Raw genomic sequence first — 26,925 nt, 5'->3', positions numbered from 1 at the left:
GGTGTTTGCAATGAATGAAGCTTTAGAAATTCTATATGAAAAAAGTGTTCAATGCCCTGTATGTAATAATTCATTTAAAACTAAAAAAGTGAGGACATCGGCTATAAGGATGGCAAGAAGAGATTCGGATTTTTGCCCATATTATGAAGGTGAAAATCCTTTGTTTTATGGAGTTTTTATATGTCACCGCTGTGGGTATGCAGCTTTAGAAGGAGAATTTACAAAACTAAACTCTGAAGACAAGGAAAAAATTGTAAAATTAATAACTGCAAAATGGTATCCTAGAAGCTATGGAGGAAGAAGAAACCTTGATGAAGCTATCGAAGCTTATAAATTAGCATTGGTATGCTGTAATATACTAGGTGTAAAAGATAGTGTGTTGGGGAAAATAAGTTTGAGACTATCATGGTTTTATAGATACAAAAAAAATGCTGAGCTAGAGAGAAAGTTTACTGAATTTACAGTTAATTTCTTTGAGAAAGCCTATACTGGGGAAAGAGTAAATAATGATGAATATGATGAAATAGCAACACTTTATCTATTGGGAGAGCTAAATAGGCGGATAGGAAAATACAGTGAAGCTATAATGTGGTTTGATAAAACCCTAAGTAATCCACAGATAAAGAAAAAAAGACATATAGAATTAAAGGCTAGGGAGCAATGGAGTATAGCAAGGGAACAATATAAAAAACAAAAAAAGGCTGTAGGTGATTAATAATATTTATTAAGAAAGGAGAAAGTTGCTAAGATGATTCTAGTAAATACTAATGAGATACCTGGTAAAGAAATCGTTGAAGCATGTGGCTTGGTTAAAGGAAGTACAATTCAATCAAAGCATATAGGAAATGACATATTAGCAGGCTTAAAAACCATAGTTGGTGGAGAAATTAGAGAATATACAAAGATGTTGGAGGAAGCTAGGCAAATTGCTATTGATCGAATGATTGAAGATGCTAGAGATAAAGGAGCTAATGCCATTATTAATATAAGATTTGCTACATCGGCTATAATGCAGGGGGCAGCTGAGCTGTTAGTATATGGCACAGCTGTTAAAGTAAAATGATCATTGATTTTATAACATTTCATTTATATAATAGAGATGTCCTAATGTTAGGACATTATTTTTTTATTTCTAAAGGAATCAAACTTTTTGCAGGAAACTGCATAGTAAAAATAGAGTATTAGAAGAAAAATTAAAACTATTGCTAGTAAAATATTGGTATAAATTGTTTTCTTTTAAAACTTATTAGAAAGACCCTAGTACTTGCAACTTGGAACTTGGAACTTGCAACTCGAAATGCGTCGCAAGACGCCTTTATTCTGAAAAACATATGGAGGAAAAAATTATGAAGAATAAAAAAATATGTAAAATAGCCAATGAAAATTCTAAAATTATCCTAATAACTGGGGGAGCAAGAAGTGGGAAAAGCTCCTTTGCGGAAAAACTAGCGGCTGATTTAAGTAATAAGATAGCATACATAGCAACAGCTATACCCTTTGATGAAGGAATGAAGGACAGGATAAAAAAACATAGGGAATCTAGACCAAGGAGCTGGACTACCTTTGAAATTTATAAAGATATATATAAGCATATTGAGAAAATATCCCAGGAACATGATACTATATTACTAGATTGTGTTACTATTTTAGTAACAAATTTAATGTTTGATAATCATGAAATTGATTGGGATGTTATTACTAGAAAAAAGATTGACGAAATAGAAAAAGAAATTAAAGAGCAAGTAGAGCTTCTAATAAAAATTGTAAGGGATATAAAATTAAATTGTATTTTAGTTACAAATGAACTAGGTATGGGAATAGTACCTGAAAATAGGTTGTCTAGAATTTTTAGAGATATAGCTGGCAGAATTAATCAATTTATAGCAAGTAAAGCCGATGAGGTGTATTTTACAGTATCTGGGATACCAGTAAAGATAAAATAGAGGAGAAAATTTGTATGAAAAGATTTATTGTTTTACTTCAATTTCTAACGAGGATACCGATAAATGTTAATTTGAAAGTTGATGAAGACGATTTTTTCAAAGGAATTATATATTTTCCTCTTGTGGGATTAGTTATAGGTATGTTTATAGTTGCTGCTTATTATATAGGAGTAAAGCTATCTGGTAAACTGCTAGGAGCTATATTTGCTGTTATTATAGAAATATTTATTACAGGAGGCTTACACCTAGATGGATTAGCAGATACCTTTGATGGTATATATAGTAATAGACCCAAGGATAAAATTCTAGAGATTATGAAGGACAGTAGGCTAGGAACAAATGGAGCCTTAGCTTTATTTTCACTTTTGATTTTTAAGATTGCATTAATAAGTAGCCTTAAAGTAATAGATTCCTATGGAATTTTACTTTTGATGCCAATATTTTCAAGGTTAGACATGGTGCTTGCTGCTAGATTAGCTAAACCTGCAAGGAAACAAGGAATGGGTAATCTTTTTATTGGAAAAGCAAACACAACACAATTTATAACAGCCTTAATTATTGCAATAATACCTGCCTTGATACTTCCTAAAATAATTCCTGTTATTGGATTACTGCTTGGATTTACTGTATGGTATGTTAAACATATAACCAATAAAATAGATGGTATGACAGGAGATACTTTAGGAGCATTATGTGAATTATCTGAAGTAGTCTATCTCTTGTTTATTAATATTTTGTTTAGATGGTGAAAAATGCATATAGCATTATAACTTATATAACATAGTCAGGAGATCGATTTATGCTAGAGATAATTTTTGTAAGACATGGAGAGTCAGAGATGAATAGGAACAATATGTATTGTGGATGGACAAATTCTTCTCTGACGGAAAAGGGATTAAGACAGGCTGAAAGAGTGAGTGAAAAATTAGCAGATGAAGCCATAGATCTTATAATAAGCAGTGATTTAGACAGATGTTTTAAGACTGCTGCTATTATTAATAGACTTCATCGAAAAACAATTATAAAGGAAACTGCACTAAGGGAATTAAATTTTGGGGCTTGGGAAGGTCTTACATACCATGAGATTTGCAGAGATTTTCCACAAGAGATAAAAAAATGGCAAGAAGATTTTATCAACTTTAAAATACCTGAAGGAGAAAGTTTGCTTAAGATGCATAAAAGAGTAAATAAGGCTTTTGGTAGGATTATTAATGAACATAAAGAAGGTAAAATACTTATAGTATCCCACTCGGGTGTTATTAGGAGTATTTTAACACAGCAGCTTCTAGGAAGTATAGATGGATATTGGAAGTTCAAAATAAAAAATTGTGGCATAACAAGGATGGAAATTATGGATAATTTTCTGGTGCTTGTAGGAATGAACCAGTAAAAAGCATAGTCGTTTGTAGAAATTTGTTGAATGATATGTTGTTAATTAATAGTTATTTTGATAAAATGAATATATAATTAAATAATAGCTAGTAGGTGTTTTTAAAACTTAAAAGGGAAGACGGTGAAAATCCGCCACAGCCCCCGCTACTGTAAGTGATGATGAAATCAGTAAAAACCACTCAAGATAATTGCTTGGGGAAGGTGCTGAAAGTAAAGTGACTCACAAGTCAGGAGACCTGCCTATTAGTATACGTACTTTGCAATGGGCTTCTATTTGATAGCCTTGTGAAAACTACCTTCGGAGGGAAGGGAAGTATATATGATAATATATATTTTAACTTGACCTCTTTTGTGTCAAGTTTTTTTATTGCTAAGGAAGTCAAACTTTTTTTGCAAGAAATTGCATAGCTAAAACAAAGTAAAATAGAAGGCTAGAAGGAAAATTGAAACTATTACCAGTAAAATATTAGTACAAATTATTTTCTTTTAAAACTTATTAGAAAGCCTCTGATACTTGCAACTTGGAACATGGAACTTGGAACTCAAAATGCACCCTACGGGCACCTTTGTCCATGATTATATATATTTATTAAATGATATAAAGAAATAGGTGATATTAATGAATTATCCGAGAGTTGTTATAGCAGGAACCCAAAGCGGTGTAGGTAAAACTACAATATCAACAGGTATAATGAGGGCGATAGCTTTAAGAGGACTTGATATTCAGCCCTATAAGGTTGGGCCTGATTATATCGATCCAGCCTTTCACAGCTTTGTAACAGGTAATAAATCCAGAAATCTTGATAGCTGGATGCTGGAGGAAGAAGTTTTAGTAGAGTTGTTTGCAAAGAATTCATATAACAAGACAATATCCATAATTGAAGGGGTAATGGGTCTGTATGATGGCTTCGGAGTTGAAAAGGACATGGGAAGTACAGCCCATTTATCTAAAATATTAAAGGCTCCAGTTATATTAGTTATAGACGGAAGTGGGATGTCTTCCAGTGCAGCTGCCATGGCTTTAGGGTACAAGCTCTATGATACAGATGTAAATATTATGGGGGTTATAGTTAATAATGTATCTGGTGAAAAGCATTATGAACTACTGAAGAAAGCTATTGAAAAAGATACTGGAATCAAATGCTTTGGATATCTAAAGAAAAATCTTAATATAAAGCTTGAAAGCAGACATTTAGGTTTAGTTCCCAGTGTGGAAGTTAAAGATTTGGAGAAAAAGCTAGACGAACTTGCAAAAATGGTAGAAGAAACCTTAGATATAGATGGGATAATACGGTTGGCAAACGAAGCATGTCATTTAGGAGAAAAAAATCAAAAAGAACCTACTAGAGAAAGAATTGTAAATATAGGAGTAGCCTTAGATAAGGCATTTAACTTTTACTATCAAGATAATTTAGAGCTTCTTGAGGAATTAGGAGCAAATCTAGTGTATTTTAGTCCTTTGAAAGACAAACACCTACCACAAAACCTGCATGGGCTATATATAGGAGGGGGCTTTCCTGAGATCTTTGCCAAGGAACTTGAAGAAAATGTTGAGATAAGGAATGAGATTAAGAAAGCGTCTCTTATAGGAATGCCTATATATGCAGAATGTGGAGGACTAATGTTTTTAGCAAATTCCATTACAACTCTGGAAGATAAAAAATTTAAAATGGTTGGGATATTTAATAAAGATGCCATAATGACTAAGAGATTGCAAAGATTTGGCTACGTATATGTAAATATAGATAGAGCCTGTCCAATTTCCGATGGCTTTGATATAGTTAAGGCCCATGAATTTCACAGATCGTCTTTAAATGGGAATAAAGAGGAAATCTATGCTTATAAAGTCCATAAGATAAGGGGAAATGAGCTTCAAAATACATGGCAATGTGGACTAGTTAAGAATAATACATTAGGAGCATATGCTCATATTCATTTCTATGCCAACAAAAGATTAGCAAAGAATTTTGTGAATAATTGCAAGATATTTAAGGAAAAAGGAAGTGTTAAATTTGAAAAATAAGTCACTAATGCTACAGGGAACGGGTTCTTCCGTTGGTAAAAGTATATTAACTGCTGCACTATGCAGGATATTTAAAGAAGACGGATATAAGGTTGCACCTTTTAAATCTCAAAATATGGCATTGAATTCCTATATAACAGATGAAGGGCTAGAGATGGGAAGAGCACAAGTGGTTCAAGCAGAAGCCAGTGGACAAAAGCCTTCGGTTTTGATGAATCCTATACTGCTAAAACCAACTACAGACAAAAAGTGCCAGGTTATTTTGAATGGAAAGGTTTATGATAATCTTTCTGCAATAGATTATCATAACTTCAAGCCTAGGTTAAAGGAACTGATTAAAGATGCTTATGAAAAACTATCATCAGATAACGACATAGTAGTTTTAGAAGGGGCAGGAAGTCCAGCAGAAATTAATCTTAGGGAAAATGATTTAGTAAATATGGGCATGGCAGAAATATCTGATTCTCCAGTAGTATTGATTGGAGACATAGATAGAGGTGGAGTATTTGCTTCTCTTTATGGTACTATTATGCTTTTAACAGAAGAAGAACGAAAAAGGGTCAAAGGGGTAATAATAAATAAATTTAGAGGAGATGTAGAAATATTAAAGCCCGGAATAAAAATGTTAGAGGACTTAATAGATATACCAGTTTTAGGTGTTATCCCTTATATGGATGTTCAAATAGAAGATGAAGATAGTCTTGCAGAGAGATTTCAAAGAAAAGAAAAGAAAAATGGTGAAATAAATGTAGAGGTTTTATACCTTCCTCATGTGTCTAATTTTACAGATTTTAATGTATTTGAAACCCAGACCGATGTTAATTTGAGATATGTTATGAGGGGAGAAAGTATAGGAGAACCTGATATTTTAATAATTCCAGGCTCTAAGAATACCATCGAAGATTTAATATATTTGCGGAATTCTGGACTTGAGGAACAGATACTAAGACTGAATAGGGCAGGAAAGGTGATAGTAGGTATTTGCGGGGGCTACCAAATATTAGGCAGAAAGATAAAGGATCCCTATGGAACTGAAAGTGGTATAGATGAAATAAATGGACTGGGACTTTTAAATACAGAGACAGTTTTTGAAAAAAATAAGACCACAACTCAAATTGAAGGTGAAATTCTAAATATAAATAATGGTATTCTAGAAAAGATAAAATCCCATAGTATAAAGGGATATGAGATTCACATGGGACAAACAAAGCTCTTAGATGATGCTTCACCTTTTTTGAAAATTACAAAACGCCTAGAGGATTATGTAGAGGTTTTAGATGGTGCAGTCAATAAGAAGGGTAATGTATTCGGAACTTATATACATGGAGTTTTTGATAACATTGGTTTTACAAGGGAAATCTTAAACAAAGTAAGAGAATTAAAGGGACTTGGAAAATTGGAAAGCAGTATTGAGAGCTTTGAGGATTTTAAGGAAAGAGAATATAAGAAGCTTGCCAAGATAGTTAGAGATAATATTAACATGGAAAAAATATATGAAATTGTCAATGGTGATTAGATATGGAACTTATTATTATAGGTTATGTTTTGGATTTAATCTTCGGTGATCCCTATTGGATACCCCATCCTATTATATTTATAGGTAAGGGTATTAGCAAATTTGAAGGACTCTTAAGAAAAATATTTAAAGAGGATGAAAGCCTCAGATTAGGCGGGATAGTATTAGCTGTAGGGATTGTAATTAGCACATATTTCATAACTTTTTCATTATTAGCTTTTATAAAGACATTAAATTTTGGTCTTTCAAAGGCTGTTGAAGCTTTTATGATTTTTCAGATATTAGCTACTAAAAGTCTTGCTAAAGAAAGCATCAAGGTTTATTATCCCTTAAAGGAAAGAAATCTTTCCGATGCAAGAAAATTATTATCATATATCGTTGGAAGAGATACAACTAATTTAGAGCAGAATGAAATCACGAGGGCCACCGTTGAAACAATTGCCGAAAACATATCCGATGGAATTATAGCCCCTTTACTATATACCTTTATAGGGGGAGCACCCTTGGGTATGGCATACAAAGCTATAAACACCTTAGATTCCATGGTTGGATATAAAAATGACAAATATAGGTATTTTGGTTGGGCATCTGCAAAAATTGACGATGTAGCAAACTTCATACCTGCTAGATTAACAGGAGTTTTAATTATAGCGGCATCATTATTCTTAGGATACGATACAAAGAATTCTCTAAAAATATTCTTAAGGGATAGGAAAAATCACAGTAGTCCAAATGCTGGCTATCCTGAGGCAGCTGTTGCAGGTGCTCTTAATATTCAGCTTGGAGGAACAAATATATATTTCGGAAAACCTGTATTTAAGCCTACTATTGGAGATAAGCTCCGTAATATAGAAATTGAAGACATAAAGAAAACAATAAGCATAATGTATATGACATCGTTTTTAGGAGTTTGTTTATTAGGAATTATAAAATTCGTTATTTAGAAACAAATGAAATATTAAAACCCCTAGGGTTAAAGTTAATGCTCAACATTAATCATAAAACTTAGTTATTTCAATGAATTCTGCTATAATTAAACCAATACATTAACTTTAAAGAGTGATTTAATCTTAAAAGATTTAACCCATGAATTTTTTTATTTGCAACTTGGAACATGGAACTTGTAACTTAAGAGCGACTTTAGTCGCTTTTATAAAGGAGCGATAAGATTGACAATAAAGCACGGGGGAAATATATATGAAGTGGCAAAAAAGTATGGAATAAGTGAAGGGGAAATTATTGACTTTAGTGCAAATATTAATCCCCTTGGAATTCCAAATAAACTTAAGGCTACTATAATATCTAATATTGAAGCTTTAAAAAATTATCCTGATCCCGATTATAAAGACTTAGTAACTGCCATAGCCAAATATAATAATATCGATGAAGATTTTGTAATACCAGGAAATGGGGCTACAGAGATAATTTTTAAGATAGTGGAGGCTATAAAGCCTAAAAAATCCCTTTTATTGGCACCAACCTTTCTAGAATATGAGCGAGCATTAAAAAATGTCCAAAGTGATGTTATATATTACTTATTAAATGAAAGCAATGGATTTAATATAGATAAGAATGATTTATTAGAAAAATTAGAGGACGATATTGATTTAGTAGTATTATGTAATCCCAATAATCCTACGGGACAAATAATTGAAAAAGATACATTGGTAGAAATATTGATTGAATGTAAAAATAAAGGTATAAGCTTAATGATTGACGAAGCATTTATTGAATTTGTAGATAAGGAAGAAGAGCATAGCTTAATAAGATGCTTAGCGGATTTTGACAATTTATTTATCATAAGAGCACTGACTAAATTTTTTGCTATACCTGGTTTGAGAATTGGATATGGACTTTTGTCCAATAAAAATATAAAAAAAAGAATTATAAATAAAAAAGAACCTTGGACTATAAACGGCTTTGCTGCAATTTGTGGAGATGTTTTATTTGAAGATTATGAATATATTAAGAAAAGCAAAGAGTTCTTTAGGGTTGAAAGAGAGAATATGTATAGTGAATTAAAAAAACTTAGAGGGTTAAAGGTATTTAAGCCCCATGCCAATTATATTTTCTTTAAGGTTCTTGAGGAAAATATAGATTTAAAAGATAGGTTGATTTGTAGAAAGATTTTAATTAGAAAATGTGATAATTACGTAAATCTAAGTAATTCTTTTTACAGGGTGGCTATAAAGGACAAGGAGTCCAATGCAGAGTTGATTAAGGCAATAAGAGAGGTATTATATGAAGATTAAAGTAACATGTCCTGCTTCTTGTGGAGAATTAATTCAAGGGCTAATAGGAGATGGAGAAAAGCTCATATCTCTTCCAATTGATATATATTCTGAGGTTACAGTATCCCAAGACAAAAGGTCAGAAATAAAAACAAATAAGAGAAAAGCCATATTGGCCCTTAGAAGAACCTTTGAATATTTTCAAATACCAGAAGAATATACAAAAAATATTTCCCTGGAAATTAAATCCAATATACCCATAGCTAAAGGTATGGCCAGTAGCACTGCAGATATAGCAGCAACAATAATGGCAGTAACTAAGCTACTGGGCAAAAAATTAACTCCTAAGGAATTAGGAAAGCTATGTTGTGAAATTGAACCCACAGATAGTGTTATATTTCAAAAATTGACATTATTTGATCATATTAATGGGAGGATTGTTCGGGACTATGATTGGAATCTTAGTATGAAGGTTTTGATTTTAGAGCCTAATTGGATTATAAATACTGAGGAATTTAGAAAAAATGACTATTCAAATATAAGACAAAAAAACCAAAAAGAATTGGAGAAGGCTTATAAAATTTTTACATTGGCTTGTGAAAATAAGGATAAAAGGCTTCTAGGTAAAGCTTCTACCATTAGTTCAATGGCTAATGAAAGAATATTACAAAAGCCAAAGCTGTACGAGATAATAGATATAGCTACAAAGCTAAATGCCTATGGGGTTAATATAGCCCATAGCGGTACAGTAACGGGGATATTATATGATGAGAAAATTACAGATATCGAAAAACTTGAATTCATTTTAAAGAAAAGAAAAATTAATAATCATTATACAAGGATATATACCGCAAACATGATAATGGGTGGAGTTAGAGTTGAATAATGGAAAAAGGAGAGATTTTATGGAAAGCTATATTAAGAATCCCTATGAGATTGAAAAAAAAAGCTTTGAAATAATAACTAAGGAATTAGGAGATAGAACCTTTCCCCATGAAATTGGCAAGGTAGTTAAACGAATCATACATACTACTGCTGATTTTACTTTCGCAGATATTACAGTCATAAGTGATGAAGCTATAAAAAAGGCTAAAGAAGCGATTAAAGCAGGGAAGAATATCTATACCGATACTAAAATGGCAATGGCTGGTATAAATAAGAGAAGATTAGCCGAGTTTGGAGGAGAAGTTTTAAACTATGTTTCTGATCCCGATGTGGCTTTAAAGGCAAAGGAAGAAGGAATCACAAGATCTATAGTGGCAATGAGGAAAGCTATAAAGGAAAATCCCCAAGGTATATTTGTTATAGGAAATGCTCCAACGGCTCTTTTTGAGTTAATGAAGCAAATTAAGGAAGGCAATGTGAATCCTTCTTTGGTTATAGGGGTTCCCGTAGGCTTTGTTGGAGCTGCTGAATCCAAGGAAGAACTTTTAAAGCTTGATGTCCCCTATATTGTTACACGGGGAAGAAAAGGCGGAAGCAATGTGGCTGCGGCAATAGTTAATGCAGTAATGTATATGATATAGCTTTTGTTGTGGTAATAGTTGAGGTTAAGATTAAGAGTGAGACTAAGATTGAGATTAAGAATTGGGGTCAAAGCTTTAGGCAGGTGAGGATTAAGCTTAAAGGAAAGGCAGGAAAAGTATGATTGTAATTCTTAATTTTAACCTGTACTTAAAAGACCTACCCTAAAGAGAATCTTAATCTGACGAAGCGACTTCGGACGTCTTCGTTGCTAACGAAATGAGGTAATATCATGCTTGATAAATATGTTGTAAAAGACGGTAAAAAAATGAAATATGGATATACGACGGGGTCGTGTGCTGCTGCAGCTTCTAAAGCAGCTGCTTATATGGCAATCAATAATAAGATTATAGATTATATAAAAATAGAGACTCCTAAGGGCTGGTATTTAACGTTAGATGTGATAGAGCCTGTTATTGAAAAAAAGAGGCAAACAGCATTTTGCTATATTAAGAAGGATGCTGGTGACGATCCTGATATTACCCATGGTATATTAATAGGTGCTAGGGTAGAGATAATCGATACTCCTAAAATAATAATTAATGGAGGTAAAGGCGTAGGTAAGGTTACAAAACCAGGTCTATATGTTCCCGTTGGAGAACCAGCTATTAATCCAGTTCCACGAAAAATGATTCAATCTGAGATTTTAAAGGTTCTACCTAAAGATAAGGGTGCTATGGTTACTATAACGGTACCAGAGGGTGAGGCTATTGCTAAAAAAACCTTCAATCCTAAGCTAGGTATACTTGGAGGTATATCTATTTTAGGTACCAGTGGAATAGTTGAGCCAATGTCAGATGAGGCATTTAAAGAATCCCTTGCCATGGAGCTTAGAATGGCTGTGCAAAATGGATTAGATAAAGCTGTATTGGTGCCAGGTAACTATGGAGAAGAAAATGCAGTTAAGCTTTTTAATATAGATAAGTCTAACATATTAAAAACAAGTAATTTTATTGGATTTATGCTCGATAAATGTATTGAAGAAAAAATTCAAAAAGTATTACTAATAGGACATATCGGTAAACTGGTTAAACTTGCAGGAGGTATATTTAATACCCATAGCAGAGTAGCAGATGGAAGATTAGAGATTATAGCAGCAAATTTAGCCCTAGAGGGTGCATCTAAAGAATTGATAGAAAAGGTTTTTGAATGTGTCACTACTGAGGCGGCAGTTGAAATAATTCATGAATATAATTATGGTAAAATCTATAGTGTTTTATGTCAAAAAGCAGAAGAAAGGTGCATAGCTTATACCCATGGCGAGGTTGAAATTGGAGTTATAATGTTTTCTATGGCGAAAGGACTTTTATCTATAGGAGATAAAGCCAAGGATATTTTGGAGGAATTCAAATGAGTAAGATTTATGTATTAGGTATGGGTCCTGGGCACAGGGATTATATTCTACCAATCACTTTAAGAATCATTGATGAAAGCGATGTGCTGATTGGCGGTAAAAGGATTTTAAAGGATTTCGAAGATGAAAATAAGGAACTTATATATATAGATAGCAAACTGAAGAAAATTATACAGTATATTAAGGAAAATAAGGACGAAAAAAAAATATCATTGCTTCTGTCGGGTGACACAGGATTCTACAGTATGTTGGATTATTTAAAAAAATATTTTAAAACCAAAGAGATGGAGGTTATTCCTGGAATCAGTTCCTATCAGTATCTTATGGGAAAGCTCAAAAAAACATGGCAGAAAGCATTTGTAGGCAGTGTTCATGGTAGAGAGCTTGATATTATAAATTTGGTAAAAAAGTATAACAGTGTTATCTTACTTACTGACAATAAAAACTCACCCTCTAAAATTGCTGATATTTTGATTACTTCAGGAATAAAAAACAAAGTTATGATTGTTGGAGAGAATTTATCCTATGACAATGAGAGGATTATCATTGATTCTCCTGAAAATATTGTTAAAATGAAGGGCTTTAGTATGTGCGTGGTGGTGATTGAGAATCATGAAAATATGGAATTATAGTACGCCTGGCATACCAGATAGTATGTTTATAAGAGGAAAAGTTCCTATGACAAAGGAAGAAATCAGGGCTATTGCAATATCAAAAATGAGATTAAAAAAGGATTTTCATGTGGTGGATATAGGAGCAGGGACAGGTTCGGTATCTATTGAGGCTGCTTTGATTTGCAGTGATGGTAAAGTAACTGCCATAGAAAGAAATATAGACGGAATACATCTTATTAAGCAAAATATAGATAAATTTGATGTAGGCAACATCGAAGTGATTTATGGTAAGGCTGTAGAAATTTTAAATAGTATAAATTCATTTGACAGAGCCTTTATAGGGGGTAGTGGAGGACAGCTTAGAGAAATACTAAAGCTTTGCAAAAAAAAGCTAACAGATAACGGAATTATAGTTATAAACTCAATAACTATTGAAACATTATATGAATCTTTGAATATATTACAGGAATTAGAGTATATGGACATAGATATTACATCAATAACTGCTGCTAAGGGTAAAAAAGCAGGAAGATATACATTAATGGAAGGATTAAATCCCATTTATATAATTAGTGCAAGAAACATGATAAGTTAGGGTACAGGTAAAGGTGAAGGGAGAGAGGGAAAAATGAAGGTTTATTTTATTGGAGCAGGACCAGGAGATCCTGAGTTGATTACGTTAAAAGGAGCAAAAAAAATAGCTGAGGCAGACATAATAATCTATGCTGGTTCATTAGTCAATAAAGAAGTAATTGAAAAAAGAAAAAAAGAAGCTGAAGTTTATAATAGTGCTTCTATGACACTGGATGAAGTTATAGAGGTGATGGAAAAGGGTATTAAAAAAGGAAAGCTCATAGCTAGGGTTCATACAGGAGATCCAAGTATATATGGAGCTATAAGAGAACAGATGGATATATTAGAGGAAAAAGGAATTGAATACGAAGTAATACCAGGAGTGAGTTCTTTTCTAGCAGCTGCAGCTTCAATCAAAAAGGAATTTACATTGCCTGGGGTTTCCCAAACTATTATACTGACAAGAATGGAAGGCAGAACACCTGTACCAGAAAAAGAGAGTATAGAAGCCCTAGCAAAGCATAGAGCGACCATGTGTCTTTTCCTTTCTGTCCATATGATACAGAAGTTAGTCGATAGACTTTTAACCAGCTATTCACCCGATACTCCTATAGCAGTAATTCAAAAAGCATCATGGAAGGATGAAAAAATTGTTATGGGAACCCTAGAAAATATAGCTGATAAGGTTGAAAAAGCAGAAATAAAGAAAACAGCCCAGATACTAGTTGGTGATTTTTTAGGTGATAAATATGAGCTTTCAAAATTATATGACAAGAACTTTAGTCATGAATATAGAAAAGCTAAAAATGAATAAGGCTATAATAACTCTGACTAGAGGTGGAATGGAGCTTGGTCTAAGGCTTTTAAAGGAATATGATGATTCGGTTTTATATGTCAATAAAAGATTTGATATTAAAGGCGAGAGGATTAGAAAAATCAATAATGGGATAATGGAATTGACTGCATCTATATTTGGAAAGTATAAGCATTTAATATTCATAATGGCTACTGGTATTGTTGTTAGGGCTATTGCTCCCCATTTAAATAATAAAACCAAGGATCCTGCCGTTATTGTAATGGATGAAAAGGGTAGAAATGTGATATCTTTATTGTCTGGACATCTTGGAGGAGCAAATGAGCTTGCACTTGATATTGCTAATAAGCTAAATAGTAATCCTGTAATTACAACTGCTTCAGATGTAAATGATACCTTAGCTGTAGATACATTGGCGATGAAGCTGGGATATGGTATTGAAAATTATACAGATGCAACAAAGGTAACTTCCCATATAGTCAATGGCGAAAAAATAGGCATTATAAGCAAGAATAACTTAAAAATAAAACTTCCCGATAATTTTACAATTCTAAAAGACAATAAAAATCTTAAAAAATTCAAGGGAATCATAAACATTACTAATGAGAAAAAAATCTGTAAAAATCGACTAGATACAGTAATTTTAAGACCTCGTAATATTATTATAGGGATAGGATGTAGACGTCACAAATCTAAAGAAGAAATTATAGAGGCTATAATGGATTCCTTAAATAAAATAAATAAAAGTCAATTATCCATAAAGCATATAGCAACAGTTGATGTAAAAAGAAATGAAAAAGGTATAATAGCTGCGGCTGATCATTTGAAGGTTCCTTTAATAATAGTTGATAGAGAACAAATAAGAGATGTAGAAAGGAACTTTGAAACTTCAGATTTTGTAAAAAGCTCTATAGGTGTCGGAGCTGTAGCTGAGCCAGTTGCAATATTATCTTCAAATGAAGGAAGATTAATTCTAAAAAAAACCAAGTACAATGGTATTACCATAGCTATTGTAGAAGAAGGTGGAGCGTAAATGGATATCGTAGTAGTTGGATTAAATCATAAAAAAACCCCTATACATGTTAGAGAATCGGTTTCGTTTTCAGAAAGTCAAAGAGAAAAGGCATATGAAAGTTTAAAAAAAGCTCACTATATAAAGGAATTTGTAATTATATCAACATGCAATAGAAGTGAAATAGTTGCAGTAGCAAAGGATATTGAAAAGGGAACAGATGAGCTTAAGAATTTTTATATAGACTTTTTTAATTTAAAAGAAAAAAATGTAGCTAGTTATTTTATGACATTATATTCTGATGATGCAGTTAAACATGTGTTTAATGTGGCAGCTGGTTTAGATTCCTTAGTTATTGGTGAAGATCAAATTTTAGGACAGTTCAGAAATGCCCATGAATATTCAAGAGAAAGAAAAGCAACCGATAAGGTATTGAATAAGCTATTTTTAGAAGCTGTGACAACAGCTAAGAAAATAAAGAGAGAGACACAAATATCTGAAAAATCATTGTCAATAAGTACTATAGCTGTGAAATTTATAGAAAAAAAATTTGAGGATTTACAAAGCAAAAAGGTATTGGTAATTGGCGTAGGCAAAATGAGTAGAATTGCAATAGAAAACCTTATTTACAGAGGTGTTGAGGAAATATTTGTAACAAATCGGACAAAGGGACATGCAACTGATTTATCAACAAGATATGAAAAAGTAGGTGTAGTTGATTTTAAGGATAGATATAAAATGCTTCCTTATGTAGATATAATAATTAGCTCAACAAGTGCACCCCACTATGTGCTTAAAAAAGATATTTTTAAGGATAGCTATAATGCTGATAAACAGCTTTGTATTATTGATATTGCCCTTCCCAGGGATGTTGATCCTCAAATAAATGATTTTCAAAATGTATCCCTTTATGAGCTTGACGAACTAAAAAGTGTAGCCGATGAAAATTTCAAGGCTAGAGTAGAAGCAGCAAAGATGGCTTCCCAAATTATTATTGAAGATTGTATAAAATTTGAAAACTGGTATAACTGTTTACCTGTGTTTCCAATCATAAAAGGATTAGGAGAGTATAGTCAGGAGATAGTTAACAGAGAATTGGAAGGATTATTATCAAGACTGGAACATCTAGGAGAAAAAGATTTAAGGCAGATAGAATTATTTACAAAGGGTTTAGCTAAGAAGCTATTCAAAAGACCTATACATGAACTGAAGAGAGCAGGAGAAGACAGACAGGGAGAGCTGTATTCTAAAGTAACAAAGGAGCTTTTTGGTCTTATGGATGCATCTTGTAAAAAAGATATAGGTGGGTGAAAAAATGAATAATAATGGGAAAATATATGTTGTTGGTATTGGACCAGGAAATAGAGAGCAAATGAGTTTATTGGCTTTAAGAGCTATTAAGGAATCTGATGTTATAGTTGGATATAAAACCTATATAAATATAATAGAGGATCTTACAGAGGGAAAAGAAGTTATAAATTCTGGGATGAAAAAAGAAATAGAGCGATGTGATATAACGATAGATGAAGCAGAGAAGGGTAAGGTTGTTTCCATAATAAGCAGTGGAGACCCAGGAGTTTATGGTATGGCTGGAGTTATTCTAGAGCTAGTAGCAAAAAGAAATAGTGATATAGAAGTAGAGGTAGTACCAGGAATTACTGCTGCAAATGCGGCGGCAGCATCCTTAGGAGCACCTCTTATGCATGATTATGCAGTAATCTCTTTAAGTGACCTCCTTACTGATTGGGAGGTTATAAAAAGACGAATAGATTGTGCGGCGGCGGGGGATTTCATAATTACCCTTTACAATCCGAGAAGTAAAGGTAGAGTAACACAAATAGAAGAGGCTAGAGAAATAATTATGCAATATAGAAAACCCACAACCCCTGTTGGGATAGTAAGAAATGCTAAAAGGGAAGGCGAAGAAGTGTTCATTACAAATCTTGAAAATATGCTTAAGCATAAAATAGATATGTTTACCATGGTTATTATAGGCAATACAAACACATATAAGCTAAATGATAAAATGATAACCCCAAGGGGATATTTTAAATGATTTTAGTTTTAAGTGGAACCAAGGACGGCAGGGATATAGTTTACAAGCTTAGGGATAAAGGATTTAATATATTAGTTACTACTGCCACTAATTATGGAAAATCTCTTTATAAACAGGAAGAGGGTCTTAGGATTATAAGTAATAGGCTAGATTATGATGGAATGGTAAAATTAATTAAAGAAAATTCAATTAAGCTTGCAATCGATGCAACCCATCCCTATGCTGATAAAGTTAGTGATAATATTTCAAAGGCATGTAAAGAAATAGACATTTCATACATTAGATACCAAAGAAGGGAAAGCAGTCTTAGTAAATATGATTATATGATTAAATGGGCCAAAGATTATGAAGAAGCTGCTGAAATGTTAGCCAGACTAGAGGGAAATATACTGTTGACTACTGGTAGTAAAACTTTAGATATTTTTACTAGCAAATTATCTCCCAAAAGATTATATCCAAGAGTGCTTCCAACCAGTGATGTTTTAGAAAAATGTGAAGATTTAGGATTTAAACCTTCTAATATCATAGCAATGCAAGGACCATTTACTAAAGAAATGAATAAAGAATTAATTAGAAAGTATGATATTAGGATTTTAGTTACAAAGGATAGTGGCAAAATAGGAGGAACCGATGAAAAACTTGCAGCAGCAGAACAGATGGGCATACCTGTAATAATAATATCAAGACCAGAGGAAAAACAAGGCTTGATTTTTAATGATGTAGATAAGCTAATAAATAAGGTGAGTGAAATATATGGATAGGTATTATCCAATTATGCTGGATATAAGAGGAAAAAAATGCAAGATAATTGGTGGAGGCAAGGTTGCTGAAAGGAAGGCAACTACTTTGCTTGAATATGGTGCTGTTATTGAGGTTATAAGCCCTGTTGTTACAGATAAGTTTCTTAGGTACTATCAAGAAGGAAAAATTAGTTGGATTCAAAGGAATTATATATATGGAGATTTAGAGAGTAGTTATTTAGTTTATGCTGCCACCAATGATGAAGAAGCAAATAAAGATTGCTTAAAGGAATGTATGGAAAAAAATATCCTTTTGAATGTAGTAGATGGATCTGAAACGGGCAATTTTATTGTTCCAGCAAATATTAATAGAGGACATTTGAATTTAAGTATATCTACTAATGGGAAAAGTCCAATGCTCTCAAGAAAAATCAAAGAAGAGCTAGAAAAATTATTTCCTGAAGAATATGGAGAGTATTTAGATATCCTAGGAGAATTAAGAGAAATATTAAAAAATGAAGTTAATGATATAGAAAAGAGAAGAAGAATATTCTATGATTTAGTTTATTCTGATACATTTGATAGATATTTAAGTGGTGAAATTGAAGACTTAAAAGAGGCATTATACAATATATATTTTAATAGTTCTAGGCTGCAAGGAGTTGATATGAATGGCCAAAAAAGAAATAATAATAGGGAGCAGGGCGAGTAAATTAGCTCTTACTCAAACTAATATTGTGATAGAAGAACTAAAAGAGCATTATCCAGATTTGAATTTTAGAATAAAGGAAATTAAGACAATAGGAGATAAGATACTTGATAAAACATTAAATAAAATAGGAGGTAAAGGTCTTTTTGTAAAGGAGATCGAAGCTGCATTATTAAAGGGTGAGATAGATATTGCTGTTCATAGCATGAAGGACGTACCTAGTAAATTTCCTGAAAATCTTGAGATTTCTGCAATAACCAAGAGGGAAGATGTTAGAGATATACTCATAACTAAAGATGGTAGTGGTTTTGATGAGCTAAAAAAAGGAGCTATAATTGGAACAAGCAGCTTAAGGAGGGGAGCACAATTAAAAGGACTTAGAAATGATATAAATATCGTACCTATTAGAGGGAATGTTCAGACTAGGATAAGTAAAATAAAGGAGATGAATTTAGATGCCGTAATTCTAGCAGCTGCTGGTTTAAATAGATTAGGTTTAAAAAGTGACATATCAATGTTTTTTGATATCAATGAAATTGTTCCTGCTGTAGGACAAGGTGCATTAGGGATCGAAACTAGAAAAAATGATGAATTTATAAAAAACATAGTATCTAAAATTAATCATGAATATACCGAGATTGCTATTAAAGCCGAGAGAACCTTTATGAAGATATTAAATGGGGGATGTCATGTTCCCATTGGGGCACATGCTTTTATAGAGGATAAAAAGATCAAAATGGTGGGTTTAGTTGCTGATGTTAATGGAGATAGAATTATAAGAATTTTTGATGAGGATGATTTACAAAACTATGAAAAGCTAGGGAAAAAGATAGCTGAGGAAGTTTTAAATAGAGGTGGAAAAGAAATTTTAGATTTGTTAGAGGATGGTGAGTAAATGGGTGGGAAGGTTTATTTAGTAGGGGCTGGACCAGGAGATTATAAGCTTATCACTTTAAAAGGACTAGAATGTATTGAAAATGCAGATGTTGTTTTATACGATAGATTGATTAATCCCAAGCTTTTAAAATATGCTAAAAAGGATGCAGAAATTATTTATGTTGGCAAAGCACCTAATGCCCATTCATATTCTCAAGAGGAGATAAGCAGGCTTATATTGGAAAAGGCCCTTGAAGGTAATATTGTCACCAGACTCAAGGGAGGAGATCCCTTTGTATTCGGACGAGGTGGAGAAGAAGCCCTATTACTTACTAAAAATAATGTTGAATTCGAGATTGTTCCAGGAATAACATCAGCCATTTCAGTTCCTGCTTATGCAGGAATCCCAGTTACCCATAGAAATATTAGTTCAGCATTTCATATTATCACTGGACATGAAGACCCTATGAAGGAAGAATCTTCATTGGAATTTGAAGCACTTGGAAAACTAAAAGGAACACTTATATTTTTAATGGGAATTAAAAATATTGATAGCATATGTAAAAAGCTTATAAAGCACGGTCAATCATCCAAAAGGCCCGTAGCAGTTATTAGGAAGGGTACTACAATGGAGCAGGAGATGCTTGTAGGAACTCTACAGAATATATCAGCAAAAATAAAGGAAAAAGACTTTAAAAACCCAGCCATAATTATTGTAGGAGAGGTAGTTAACCTATCAGAAGCTCTAAGCTGGGTAGATAAGAAAAAACTATTTGGTAAAAGAGTTTTAGTAACACGTACTCGCTCTCAAGCCAGTAAATTATCTAAAAAAATTGAGAGCTTAGGTGGAGAAGCCATAGAATTTCCAACGATAGAAATAACTCCAAAGGAAGACTATTCAAAAATAGATAAAGCTATAGGTGAAATAGAAAAGTATAAATGGATTATATTCACAAGTATAAACGGTGTAAAATTCTTCTTTGATAGAATGAAAAAGCTAGGATTTGATATAAGGCTATTAAAAAATGCAAAATTATGTGCAATTGGACCTGCTACTGCAAATAAATTAAATCAATTAGGACTGGTAGTAGAGTGTATTCCTGATGAATATAGAGCTGAAAGCATAGTAGAAGCACTAAAGGATAAAATAGAAGCTGGAGATAGTGTTCTTTTACCTAGAGCTGACATAGCTCGCAGGGTATTAGAAGAAGAGCTATTAAAGCTTGGGGCAAAGGTGGACAATATACATGTCTATAAAACCACTATTCCCGAGTATAAAAAAGGAGAGCTTGTTAAGCTGCTTAAGGATAGTAAAATAGATATTATCACCTTTACCAGTTCTTCTACAGTTAAGAATTTTTATAAGATACTTGGTGAAGATAATATAAATCTATTGAATGATGCAAGTATAGCGGCTATAGGACCTATAACTGCTAAAACAGCAAGGGAACTTAATATTAAGGTTGATATAGAAGCAAAGGAATATACTATTGATGGATTAGTGGATGCTATAGTTAATTATTATAGTAACTAATTATAATTTATTTTGTTATTTTCTATTGCGGGGGGGTTTAATATTTCCTTTTCGTTCATGTAATAAACCTGTTTTTTATATGAATTTCAAGGGAAAAACAGGTTTATAAAAATCACTCAAATGAAATATTAAAAACCCCTAAGGTATCGTAAAAACAGAAAAGTTTATTTGTTAACGTAAAGGGTTAATTATAATAATTATCAATAATGACATAGATTAGGGGGACTTTATTATGAAGGGTAAATTTTATGGTATAGGCGTTGGACCTGGAGATCCAGATTTATTAACTATTAAAGCAAAAAAAGTACTTAATGATGTTGATATTATTCTTGCACCTGAAACCAAGGATGGGAAAGGTAGCACTGCTTTAAATATCGCTAAGCCTCATTTAAACAAAAATATTGAAATTATAGAAAAAAAATTTCCAATGACTTATGATGTAGAAGTTTTAAATAAATCCTATGATGAGATTTCAAACTTTATAAACAAACTTGTTAACGATGGTAAAAAGGTTGCTTTTTTAACCCTTGGAGATCCTATGGTATATAGCACTTATATATATTTATTTAAAAGATTAAAAGAAAAGGATATTGACATAGAAACAATACCTGGTATTACATCCTTCTGTGCTATAGCCAGCAAAGTAGGTGTTCCACTTGGAGAGAATGAAGAAACTATAGCTATTGTTCCTTCCGTTTACTATGAAAAGGGAGATAAAAAATTAGAAGAGATACTTAATAACATAAATAATATAGTATTTATGAAGGCGAGTGGAGAAATAGATGAATTAATAGATGAATTAGAAATTAGTGGACATAAAGAAGGATCAGTTTTCGTTTCAAGGCTGGGATTAGATGATGAAATTATAGAAAGAGATATAGAAAAAAGAAAGGGTATTAAAAACAATTATCTTTCAACTTTAATAGCAAAGAAAAATGTAAAGTCAAGATAATATTCAAGTTAAAATCTATAAGCTATAGATATTCCAGTAAAACAATTAATTTATACACATCAAAAATCCTTAAAAGCTCTGGATATTTTGATATGGATAAATTAAGTTTTGCTATGGGAAATCTATATAGATGGAGGTAGAGTGATGCTAGTAAACAGACCAAGAAGATTAAGGGCAAATGAGCAGATCAGAAGCCTTGTTAGGGAGACTCAGCTTAGTGTTAATGATTTAATTTATCCTATTTTTTTAGTTGAAGGGACAAATATCAAAGAGGAAATTCCTACCTTACCAAATAATTATCATTTTTCAGTAGATATGCTGAGGGAAGAAATAGAGGAATTGATTGAATTAGGAATAAAGTCTGTAATATTATTTGGTGTGCCAAATAAAAAGGATGAATTTGGCAGTGAAGCCTATAATGAAAATGGAATTGTTCAAAGAGGTATAAAAGAGATTAAAAAAATTAGTAAGGAAATATTAGTTGTAACTGATGTTTGTATGTGTCAATATACAGATCATGGGCATTGCGGCATTATAGAAGAAGGAATGGTGGATAATGATTCGACTTTGGAATATTTAGCGAAAATAGCTTTATCCCATGCAAAGGTTGGAGCAGATGTCATTGCTCCTTCAGATATGATGGATGGTAGAGTGGCTGCTATAAGAAATATTTTAGATAAAAATAGGTATCATAATATACCAATTATGTCCTATAGTGCAAAATATGCTTCTGCATTTTACGGTCCATTCAGGGCAGCAGCCCATTCGGCGCCACAGTTTGGTGATAGAAAAACATACCAAATGGATCCATGTAATTCTGATGAGGCTATACGTGAAGTTGAATTGGATATTATGGAAGGTGCAGATATTGTAATAATTAAGCCCGCATTATCCTATATGGATATCATAAGAAGAATCAAAGATAATTTCAATGTTCCTATTGCAGCCTATAATGTGAGTGGAGAATATGCTATGATTAAAGCTGCAGCTAAAGCAGGGTTAGTAGATGAAAAAATAATTGTAAAAGAAATGTTAACCAGTATCAAGAGAGCGGGAGCCGATATAATAATCACATATTTTGCTAAGGATTTAGCAAGATGGATTTTGGAAGAATAGTTGTATATTGAGGAGGGAGTTAGATGAACCTATTAAAATCTAAAAAAGCCTTTGAAGAGGCGAAGCAGTATATTCCAGGTGGTGTAAACAGCCCTGTAAGAGCCTTTAACTCGGTTTCGGTAAATCCTCCATTTATAAAGAGTGGAAAGGGATCGAAAATTTATGACATAGATGGAAATGAATATATTGATTATGTTGGTTCATGGGGACCATTGATTTTGGGGCATTGTCATGAAGATGTTATGGAGGAGCTTAGAAAAGTTTTGGAAACTGGTACAAGCTTTGGAGCTCCTACAGAGAGGGAAACTGAGCTTGCTAAATTGATATGTGAGATAGTTCCATCGGTTGAAATGATTAGAATGGTTAATTCAGGAACAGAAGCAACCATGAGTGCCCTTAGACTTGCTAGGGCTTATACAGGAAGAGACCTTATAGTTAAATTTATAGGGAACTATCATGGACATTCAGACAGTTTACTTGTTAGAGCAGGGTCAGGAGCTCTTACCCATGGTGTTCCCGATAGTCCTGGAGTGCCAGCAGATATTGTAAAAAATACTATATCAGCAAAATATAATGATATTCAAGGAATGAAAAGTATATTTGAAAATTATGGTGATAGAATTGCAGGAGTAATTATTGAGCCTGTTGCAGGTAATATGGGTGTAGTTCCAGCAACTCAAGAATTTATAGATTTTTTAAGGAATATTACTAAACAATATGGAGCACTTCTTATTTTTGATGAAGTAATGACTGGTTTTAGAGTAGCCTTTAACTGTGCAAGCAGTCTCTACAATATCAATCCTGATATTACATGCTTTGGAAAGATAATAGGTGGAGGACTTCCTGTTGGAGCCTATGGTGGACGAAGAGATATAATGGCTAGAGTATCTCCTGCTGGACCCGTTTATCAAGCAGGAACATTGTCAGGGAACCCTTTAGCAGTAACTGCAGGCTTAACTACCTTAAGAATATTAAGGGATAATTCTAAGATATATGATGAATTAGAAGAAAAATCAAGGATACTTGAGGAAGGCTTTAGGCAAAATTCTGAGAAAATTGGAATTCAAACTGTTTCAAATAGAGTTGGTTCAATGCTTTGCACATATTTTACCAGCGAAAAAGTCTATGATTATGACTCAGCAGTAAAGAGTGATATCAACAAATATAATAAATATTTTGAAGAAATGTTAAAACAAGGAATTTATCTAGCTCCATCACAGTTTGAAGCATCTTTCATTTCAGCTTCCCATACTATGGAAGATATAGAAAAGACTATTAAAGCCAATTATAATGCCCTTAAGAAGCTTGTATAAATAATATAGTGACATTTTTGTTAGTTGTAAAATTTAGGTTTAATAAATATAATTATAAAGTAAACTCCTTCTAATTTTTTAACTTGAAGGATTTTACAAAATCCTAGCAACTGACTAGAGTAAATATTATTTGGAGGTATGAAATGATAATTAAGGCAATTATTCTTGGCATAATAGAAGGACTTACAGAGTTTTTACCTGTTTCTTCTACAGGACATTTAATCATTGCAAATAAGTATTTAAATTTTACAGGAGATTTTGCAAATTCCTTTGCTATTATTATTCAGGTGGGAGCAATACTAGCTGTAATGCTTTACTTTAAAGATAAAGTATTCCCAAAACTTGATGATAAAAGAAGGCTTATAGAATACTTTTCTTTATGGACGAAGGTTGCTGTTGGAGTTTTACCTGCCGTTATTTTAGGATTGCTTAAGTTTGATGATTATGTTGATGAACATTTTTTCAATCCAACAACAGTAGCTATAGCTTTAATATTTGGTGCTATTCTATTGCTTCTAGGAGAGAAGGGGCAAAAAAAGACTAAGGTTGTGTCTGAGAAGCATATTTCATATAAGCAGGCATTTATAGTAGGAATAGCTCAGTGTATGGCTGTCATTCCTGGTATGTCACGTTCAGCTTCAACAATTATTGGAGGTTTGTTTATAGGATTTTCGAGAAAGGTTGCTGCGGAATTTTCTTTCTTCTTAGCAATTCCTACATTAATAGGAGCAGCAATTCTTAAAATATATAAAATGGGCTTGGACTTTACTAGTTATGAATGGCTTATATTAGCAGTAGGAACCTTTGTTTCCTTTATTGTTGCATATTTAGTTATTGCTTTTTTTATGAACTATATAAAGAAAAGAAAGCTAACACCCTTTGCATACTATAGAATAATTCTTGGTATAATTGTTCTTTTAGTAGTATAAGTTAAATAACACAAAGCGTCGAAAAGACGCTTTTTAATTTAGGAACTCAAACTTTTTTGCAAAAAATTGCATGTTTGAATTCAAGTAAATTCAAATAACAGAAAGTAAATGTAAACTATTACCACAAAAATTTTAGAATCAGGAGTTAAGGTTTTTTAGACCTAAAAGAATGACCTTAAAACTTGGAACTTGTAACTTACAACTTGCAACTAAAATGCGTCATCAGACGTCTTTACTTTGGAGGAAAAGCAAAATGAAAGATATAAAACTAAGAACTTTAATTATAATATCAATATTTACTTTAACAATTTTATTTAGCCTTCGACCTTATTTAGAGAAAAGCCTTGATAGATTAGATTTTTTTGATACTGGTGATTATTTAGTTGATTTTATAGATGATTCAAATGTAAGAATAAAGATGAATAGTTATGCTAAAAGGATTATATCTCTCTATCCAGCCCATACCGAAAACCTTTTTTCTTTAAATTTAGACAAGGAAATAATAGGAGTAAGCAAGTCAGATAACTATCCCCTTGCTGTTCTTGATAAAGAAGCCTATGATTACGAAGGTGAACCTGAAAAAATTTTAACAGCAAAACCAGATTTGGTTCTTATTACGCCATTTATTGAAAGAGAAAACCCAAATTTCGTCAAAACATTAAGAAGGACTGGCATCAATGTTGTTTCATTATATCCAACTGAGTTTAAGGATTTTTCATCCTATATAAAAAAACTTGGGATGCTTACGGGAAAAAAGAATACTGCAAAGATATTAATAGAGAATTATAATCATCAAATTCAAGAGATTAAAGAAGCGACTAAGAATATAGACAATAAAGTTAATGTATTTTTAGAAACCTCTGAGATAGAATATAAAACGATATTACCTAATTCCTTTGCAGCAGAGGCTATTAAAATAGCTGGTGGAATTAATATAGCAAAGGATGCAGCTCAAATAGATAAAAGACTTCCAATAGCAGACTTTGGCAAGAAAGCAATAATGGAAAATTCAGGAAATATTGATATTTATTTATCCCAAAGAGGGGGAACATTTTCAGGAGGAAATATTCACTCTATAGTTATAAGACCAGACTTTGATAAAATAAAGGCAGTTCAAAACCAGCGTGTTTACACTATTAATGAGAGGCTTGTATTTCATCCAACTATAAGATATATCAAGGGAATAAAAGAACTGTGCAGAATCTTTTATCCAGATATTTTTGACAATATAACTCCTTTTGATTCTAATGATAACATTACACGGGAAGCTTTAGCTGAGGTTTTGGTAAGATACGCTCATAAGCAAATATTTTTACCAAGCTCTAGATATTATAAAGATGAACATGAGGGGCATGTTTATGGCTTTTTTGGAGATGTTCCATTAGAGCATAAAAGCTTTGACTTCATTGAAACTGCTGTAATATCTGGGTATATTGATAGCTTTAATATTGATGGAGTAGAAATGTTTTTTCCCAAAAAACATGTAACTAGGGATGAGTTTGCTAAAGCGGTATATCTTTTAGGGGATGTATCAAAGAAAAAAGTCCATATAAGTATAAAGGATTTAAATGAAATAGAAAATAAGCGAATAGTACAAACCTTAGTAGATAATAAAATATTCAAACTCAAGGATGGCTATTTTTATCCAAAGGAGTTTGTAAGTGGAACAGAAGTTATTGAAGTTCTTAATAGATTAAAGTAGAG

At 32.4% G+C, this 26,925-nt stretch carries 27 protein-coding genes and 1 riboswitch; all 27 genes read left to right on the top strand.

What is annotated here, in order from left to right; translation table 11 throughout:
* Window positions 1–10: 10 nt before the first annotated feature.
* The 27 genes from BUB36_RS06315 to BUB36_RS06185 all read left to right on the top strand — a co-directional run bounded on the left by BUB36_RS06315 (window position 11) and on the right by BUB36_RS06185 (window position 26,923).
* On the top strand, window positions 11–715 hold the full coding sequence (locus tag BUB36_RS06315) for a DUF2225 domain-containing protein (RefSeq protein WP_073148153.1): 705 nt from the start codon (window positions 11–13) through the stop codon (window positions 713–715).
* 33 nt (window positions 716–748) lie between these two features.
* Window positions 749–1,063: a YbjQ family protein gene (locus BUB36_RS06310; RefSeq protein WP_073148151.1), complete on the top strand. Its 315-nt coding sequence runs from the start codon at window positions 749–751 to the stop codon at window positions 1,061–1,063.
* Window positions 1,064–1,346: 283 nt separating this feature from the next.
* Window positions 1,347–1,943, top strand: a complete 597-nt coding sequence (cobU, locus tag BUB36_RS06305) for a bifunctional adenosylcobinamide kinase/adenosylcobinamide-phosphate guanylyltransferase (protein WP_073148149.1) — start codon at window positions 1,347–1,349, stop codon at window positions 1,941–1,943.
* A gap of 14 nt (window positions 1,944–1,957) precedes the next feature.
* Window positions 1,958–2,692 (top strand): adenosylcobinamide-GDP ribazoletransferase, encoded by a 735-nt coding sequence (cobS, locus tag BUB36_RS06300; protein WP_073148147.1) that lies wholly within the window; start codon window positions 1,958–1,960, stop codon window positions 2,690–2,692.
* Window positions 2,693–2,742: 50 nt separating this feature from the next.
* On the top strand, window positions 2,743–3,333 hold the full coding sequence (gene cobC, locus BUB36_RS06295; RefSeq protein ID WP_073148145.1) for an alpha-ribazole phosphatase: 591 nt from the start codon (window positions 2,743–2,745) through the stop codon (window positions 3,331–3,333).
* A gap of 76 nt (window positions 3,334–3,409) precedes the next feature.
* Window positions 3,410–3,593, top strand: a riboswitch (cobalamin riboswitch).
* 361 nt (window positions 3,594–3,954) lie between these two features.
* Window positions 3,955–5,358, top strand: coding sequence for a cobyrinate a,c-diamide synthase (locus BUB36_RS06290; RefSeq protein WP_073148143.1), 1,404 nt, complete (start codon window positions 3,955–3,957; stop codon window positions 5,356–5,358).
* Window positions 5,339–6,874: a cobyric acid synthase gene (locus BUB36_RS06285; protein ID WP_456299438.1), complete on the top strand. Its 1,536-nt coding sequence runs from the start codon at window positions 5,339–5,341 to the stop codon at window positions 6,872–6,874. Before BUB36_RS06290 ends, BUB36_RS06285 begins: the two co-directional genes overlap by 20 nt.
* 2 nt (window positions 6,875–6,876) lie before the next feature.
* A complete protein-coding gene (gene cbiB / locus BUB36_RS06280; RefSeq protein ID WP_073148141.1) occupies window positions 6,877–7,818 on the top strand; it encodes an adenosylcobinamide-phosphate synthase CbiB in 942 nt (313 codons plus the stop codon).
* Window positions 7,819–8,043: 225 nt separating this feature from the next.
* The gene (gene cobD / locus BUB36_RS06275; RefSeq protein WP_073148139.1) at window positions 8,044–9,126 is read left to right on the top strand and encodes a threonine-phosphate decarboxylase CobD; all 1,083 of its coding nucleotides are present in this window, start codon (window positions 8,044–8,046) and stop codon (window positions 9,124–9,126) included.
* On the top strand, window positions 9,116–9,991 hold the full coding sequence (locus BUB36_RS06270) for a GHMP family kinase ATP-binding protein (RefSeq protein ID WP_073148137.1): 876 nt from the start codon (window positions 9,116–9,118) through the stop codon (window positions 9,989–9,991). Before cobD ends, BUB36_RS06270 begins: the two co-directional genes overlap by 11 nt.
* Before the next feature lie 19 nt (window positions 9,992–10,010).
* A complete protein-coding gene (locus tag BUB36_RS06265) occupies window positions 10,011–10,631 on the top strand; it encodes a precorrin-8X methylmutase (RefSeq protein ID WP_073148237.1) in 621 nt (206 codons plus the stop codon).
* Between the two features lie 230 nt (window positions 10,632–10,861).
* Window positions 10,862–11,983 (top strand): cobalt-precorrin-5B (C(1))-methyltransferase CbiD, encoded by a 1,122-nt coding sequence (gene cbiD / locus BUB36_RS06260; RefSeq protein WP_073148135.1) that lies wholly within the window; start codon window positions 10,862–10,864, stop codon window positions 11,981–11,983.
* Window positions 11,980–12,615, top strand: coding sequence for a precorrin-6y C5,15-methyltransferase (decarboxylating) subunit CbiE (cbiE, locus tag BUB36_RS06255; RefSeq protein WP_073148133.1), 636 nt, complete (start codon window positions 11,980–11,982; stop codon window positions 12,613–12,615). Before cbiD ends, cbiE begins: the two co-directional genes overlap by 4 nt.
* Window positions 12,596–13,192 carry a precorrin-6Y C5,15-methyltransferase (decarboxylating) subunit CbiT gene (gene cbiT / locus BUB36_RS06250; RefSeq protein ID WP_106406482.1) on the top strand — a complete coding sequence of 199 codons (597 nt, stop codon included), beginning with the start codon at window positions 12,596–12,598 and terminating at the stop codon, window positions 13,190–13,192. The genes cbiE and cbiT overlap by 20 nt, the downstream gene beginning before the upstream one ends.
* A gap of 33 nt (window positions 13,193–13,225) precedes the next feature.
* A complete protein-coding gene (cobM, locus tag BUB36_RS06245; RefSeq protein ID WP_073148131.1) occupies window positions 13,226–13,984 on the top strand; it encodes a precorrin-4 C(11)-methyltransferase in 759 nt (252 codons plus the stop codon).
* Window positions 13,920–15,017 carry a cobalt-precorrin 5A hydrolase gene (cbiG, locus tag BUB36_RS06240; protein ID WP_084111780.1) on the top strand — a complete coding sequence of 366 codons (1,098 nt, stop codon included), beginning with the start codon at window positions 13,920–13,922 and terminating at the stop codon, window positions 15,015–15,017. The genes cobM and cbiG overlap by 65 nt, the downstream gene beginning before the upstream one ends.
* Window positions 15,018–16,307 (top strand): glutamyl-tRNA reductase, encoded by a 1,290-nt coding sequence (hemA, locus tag BUB36_RS06235; protein WP_073148129.1) that lies wholly within the window; start codon window positions 15,018–15,020, stop codon window positions 16,305–16,307. It begins immediately after the preceding gene.
* 4 nt (window positions 16,308–16,311) lie between these two features.
* Window positions 16,312–17,052 carry a precorrin-3B C(17)-methyltransferase gene (gene cobJ / locus BUB36_RS06230; protein ID WP_073148127.1) on the top strand — a complete coding sequence of 247 codons (741 nt, stop codon included), beginning with the start codon at window positions 16,312–16,314 and terminating at the stop codon, window positions 17,050–17,052.
* Entirely contained in the window at window positions 17,049–17,813 is a 765-nt protein-coding gene (locus BUB36_RS06225; protein WP_073148125.1) for a cobalt-precorrin-6A reductase, read from the top strand. Before cobJ ends, BUB36_RS06225 begins: the two co-directional genes overlap by 4 nt.
* Window positions 17,806–18,504 carry a precorrin-2 dehydrogenase/sirohydrochlorin ferrochelatase family protein gene (locus BUB36_RS06220; protein WP_073148118.1) on the top strand — a complete coding sequence of 233 codons (699 nt, stop codon included), beginning with the start codon at window positions 17,806–17,808 and terminating at the stop codon, window positions 18,502–18,504. The genes BUB36_RS06225 and BUB36_RS06220 overlap by 8 nt, the downstream gene beginning before the upstream one ends.
* The gene (hemC, locus tag BUB36_RS06215) at window positions 18,464–19,396 is read left to right on the top strand and encodes a hydroxymethylbilane synthase (RefSeq protein ID WP_073148116.1); all 933 of its coding nucleotides are present in this window, start codon (window positions 18,464–18,466) and stop codon (window positions 19,394–19,396) included. The genes BUB36_RS06220 and hemC overlap by 41 nt, the downstream gene beginning before the upstream one ends.
* On the top strand, window positions 19,397–20,911 hold the full coding sequence (cobA, locus tag BUB36_RS06210; RefSeq protein ID WP_073148114.1) for a uroporphyrinogen-III C-methyltransferase: 1,515 nt from the start codon (window positions 19,397–19,399) through the stop codon (window positions 20,909–20,911). It abuts the gene before it with no gap.
* A gap of 232 nt (window positions 20,912–21,143) precedes the next feature.
* Window positions 21,144–21,863 (top strand): precorrin-2 C(20)-methyltransferase, encoded by a 720-nt coding sequence (cobI, locus tag BUB36_RS06205; RefSeq protein WP_073148112.1) that lies wholly within the window; start codon window positions 21,144–21,146, stop codon window positions 21,861–21,863.
* Window positions 21,864–22,007: 144 nt separating this feature from the next.
* Complete coding sequence (gene hemB, locus BUB36_RS06200; RefSeq protein ID WP_207550770.1) at window positions 22,008–22,979, top strand: porphobilinogen synthase; 972 nt, start codon at window positions 22,008–22,010, stop codon at window positions 22,977–22,979.
* A gap of 23 nt (window positions 22,980–23,002) precedes the next feature.
* Window positions 23,003–24,292: a glutamate-1-semialdehyde 2,1-aminomutase gene (hemL, locus tag BUB36_RS06195; protein ID WP_073148108.1), complete on the top strand. Its 1,290-nt coding sequence runs from the start codon at window positions 23,003–23,005 to the stop codon at window positions 24,290–24,292.
* A 143-nt stretch (window positions 24,293–24,435) separates the two neighbouring features.
* The gene (locus BUB36_RS06190) at window positions 24,436–25,221 is read left to right on the top strand and encodes an undecaprenyl-diphosphate phosphatase (protein WP_073148106.1); all 786 of its coding nucleotides are present in this window, start codon (window positions 24,436–24,438) and stop codon (window positions 25,219–25,221) included.
* Window positions 25,222–25,474: 253 nt separating this feature from the next.
* Window positions 25,475–26,923, top strand: a complete 1,449-nt coding sequence (locus BUB36_RS06185; protein ID WP_073148104.1) for an ABC transporter substrate-binding protein — start codon at window positions 25,475–25,477, stop codon at window positions 26,921–26,923.
* The last annotated feature ends 2 nt before the right edge of the window (window positions 26,924–26,925 follow it).

Source organism: Paramaledivibacter caminithermalis DSM 15212, from assembly GCF_900142245.1.
Taxonomy (GTDB): domain Bacteria; phylum Bacillota; class Clostridia; order Peptostreptococcales; family Caminicellaceae; genus Paramaledivibacter; species Paramaledivibacter caminithermalis.
This window is presented reverse-complemented; position numbering and strand designations above follow the sequence as displayed.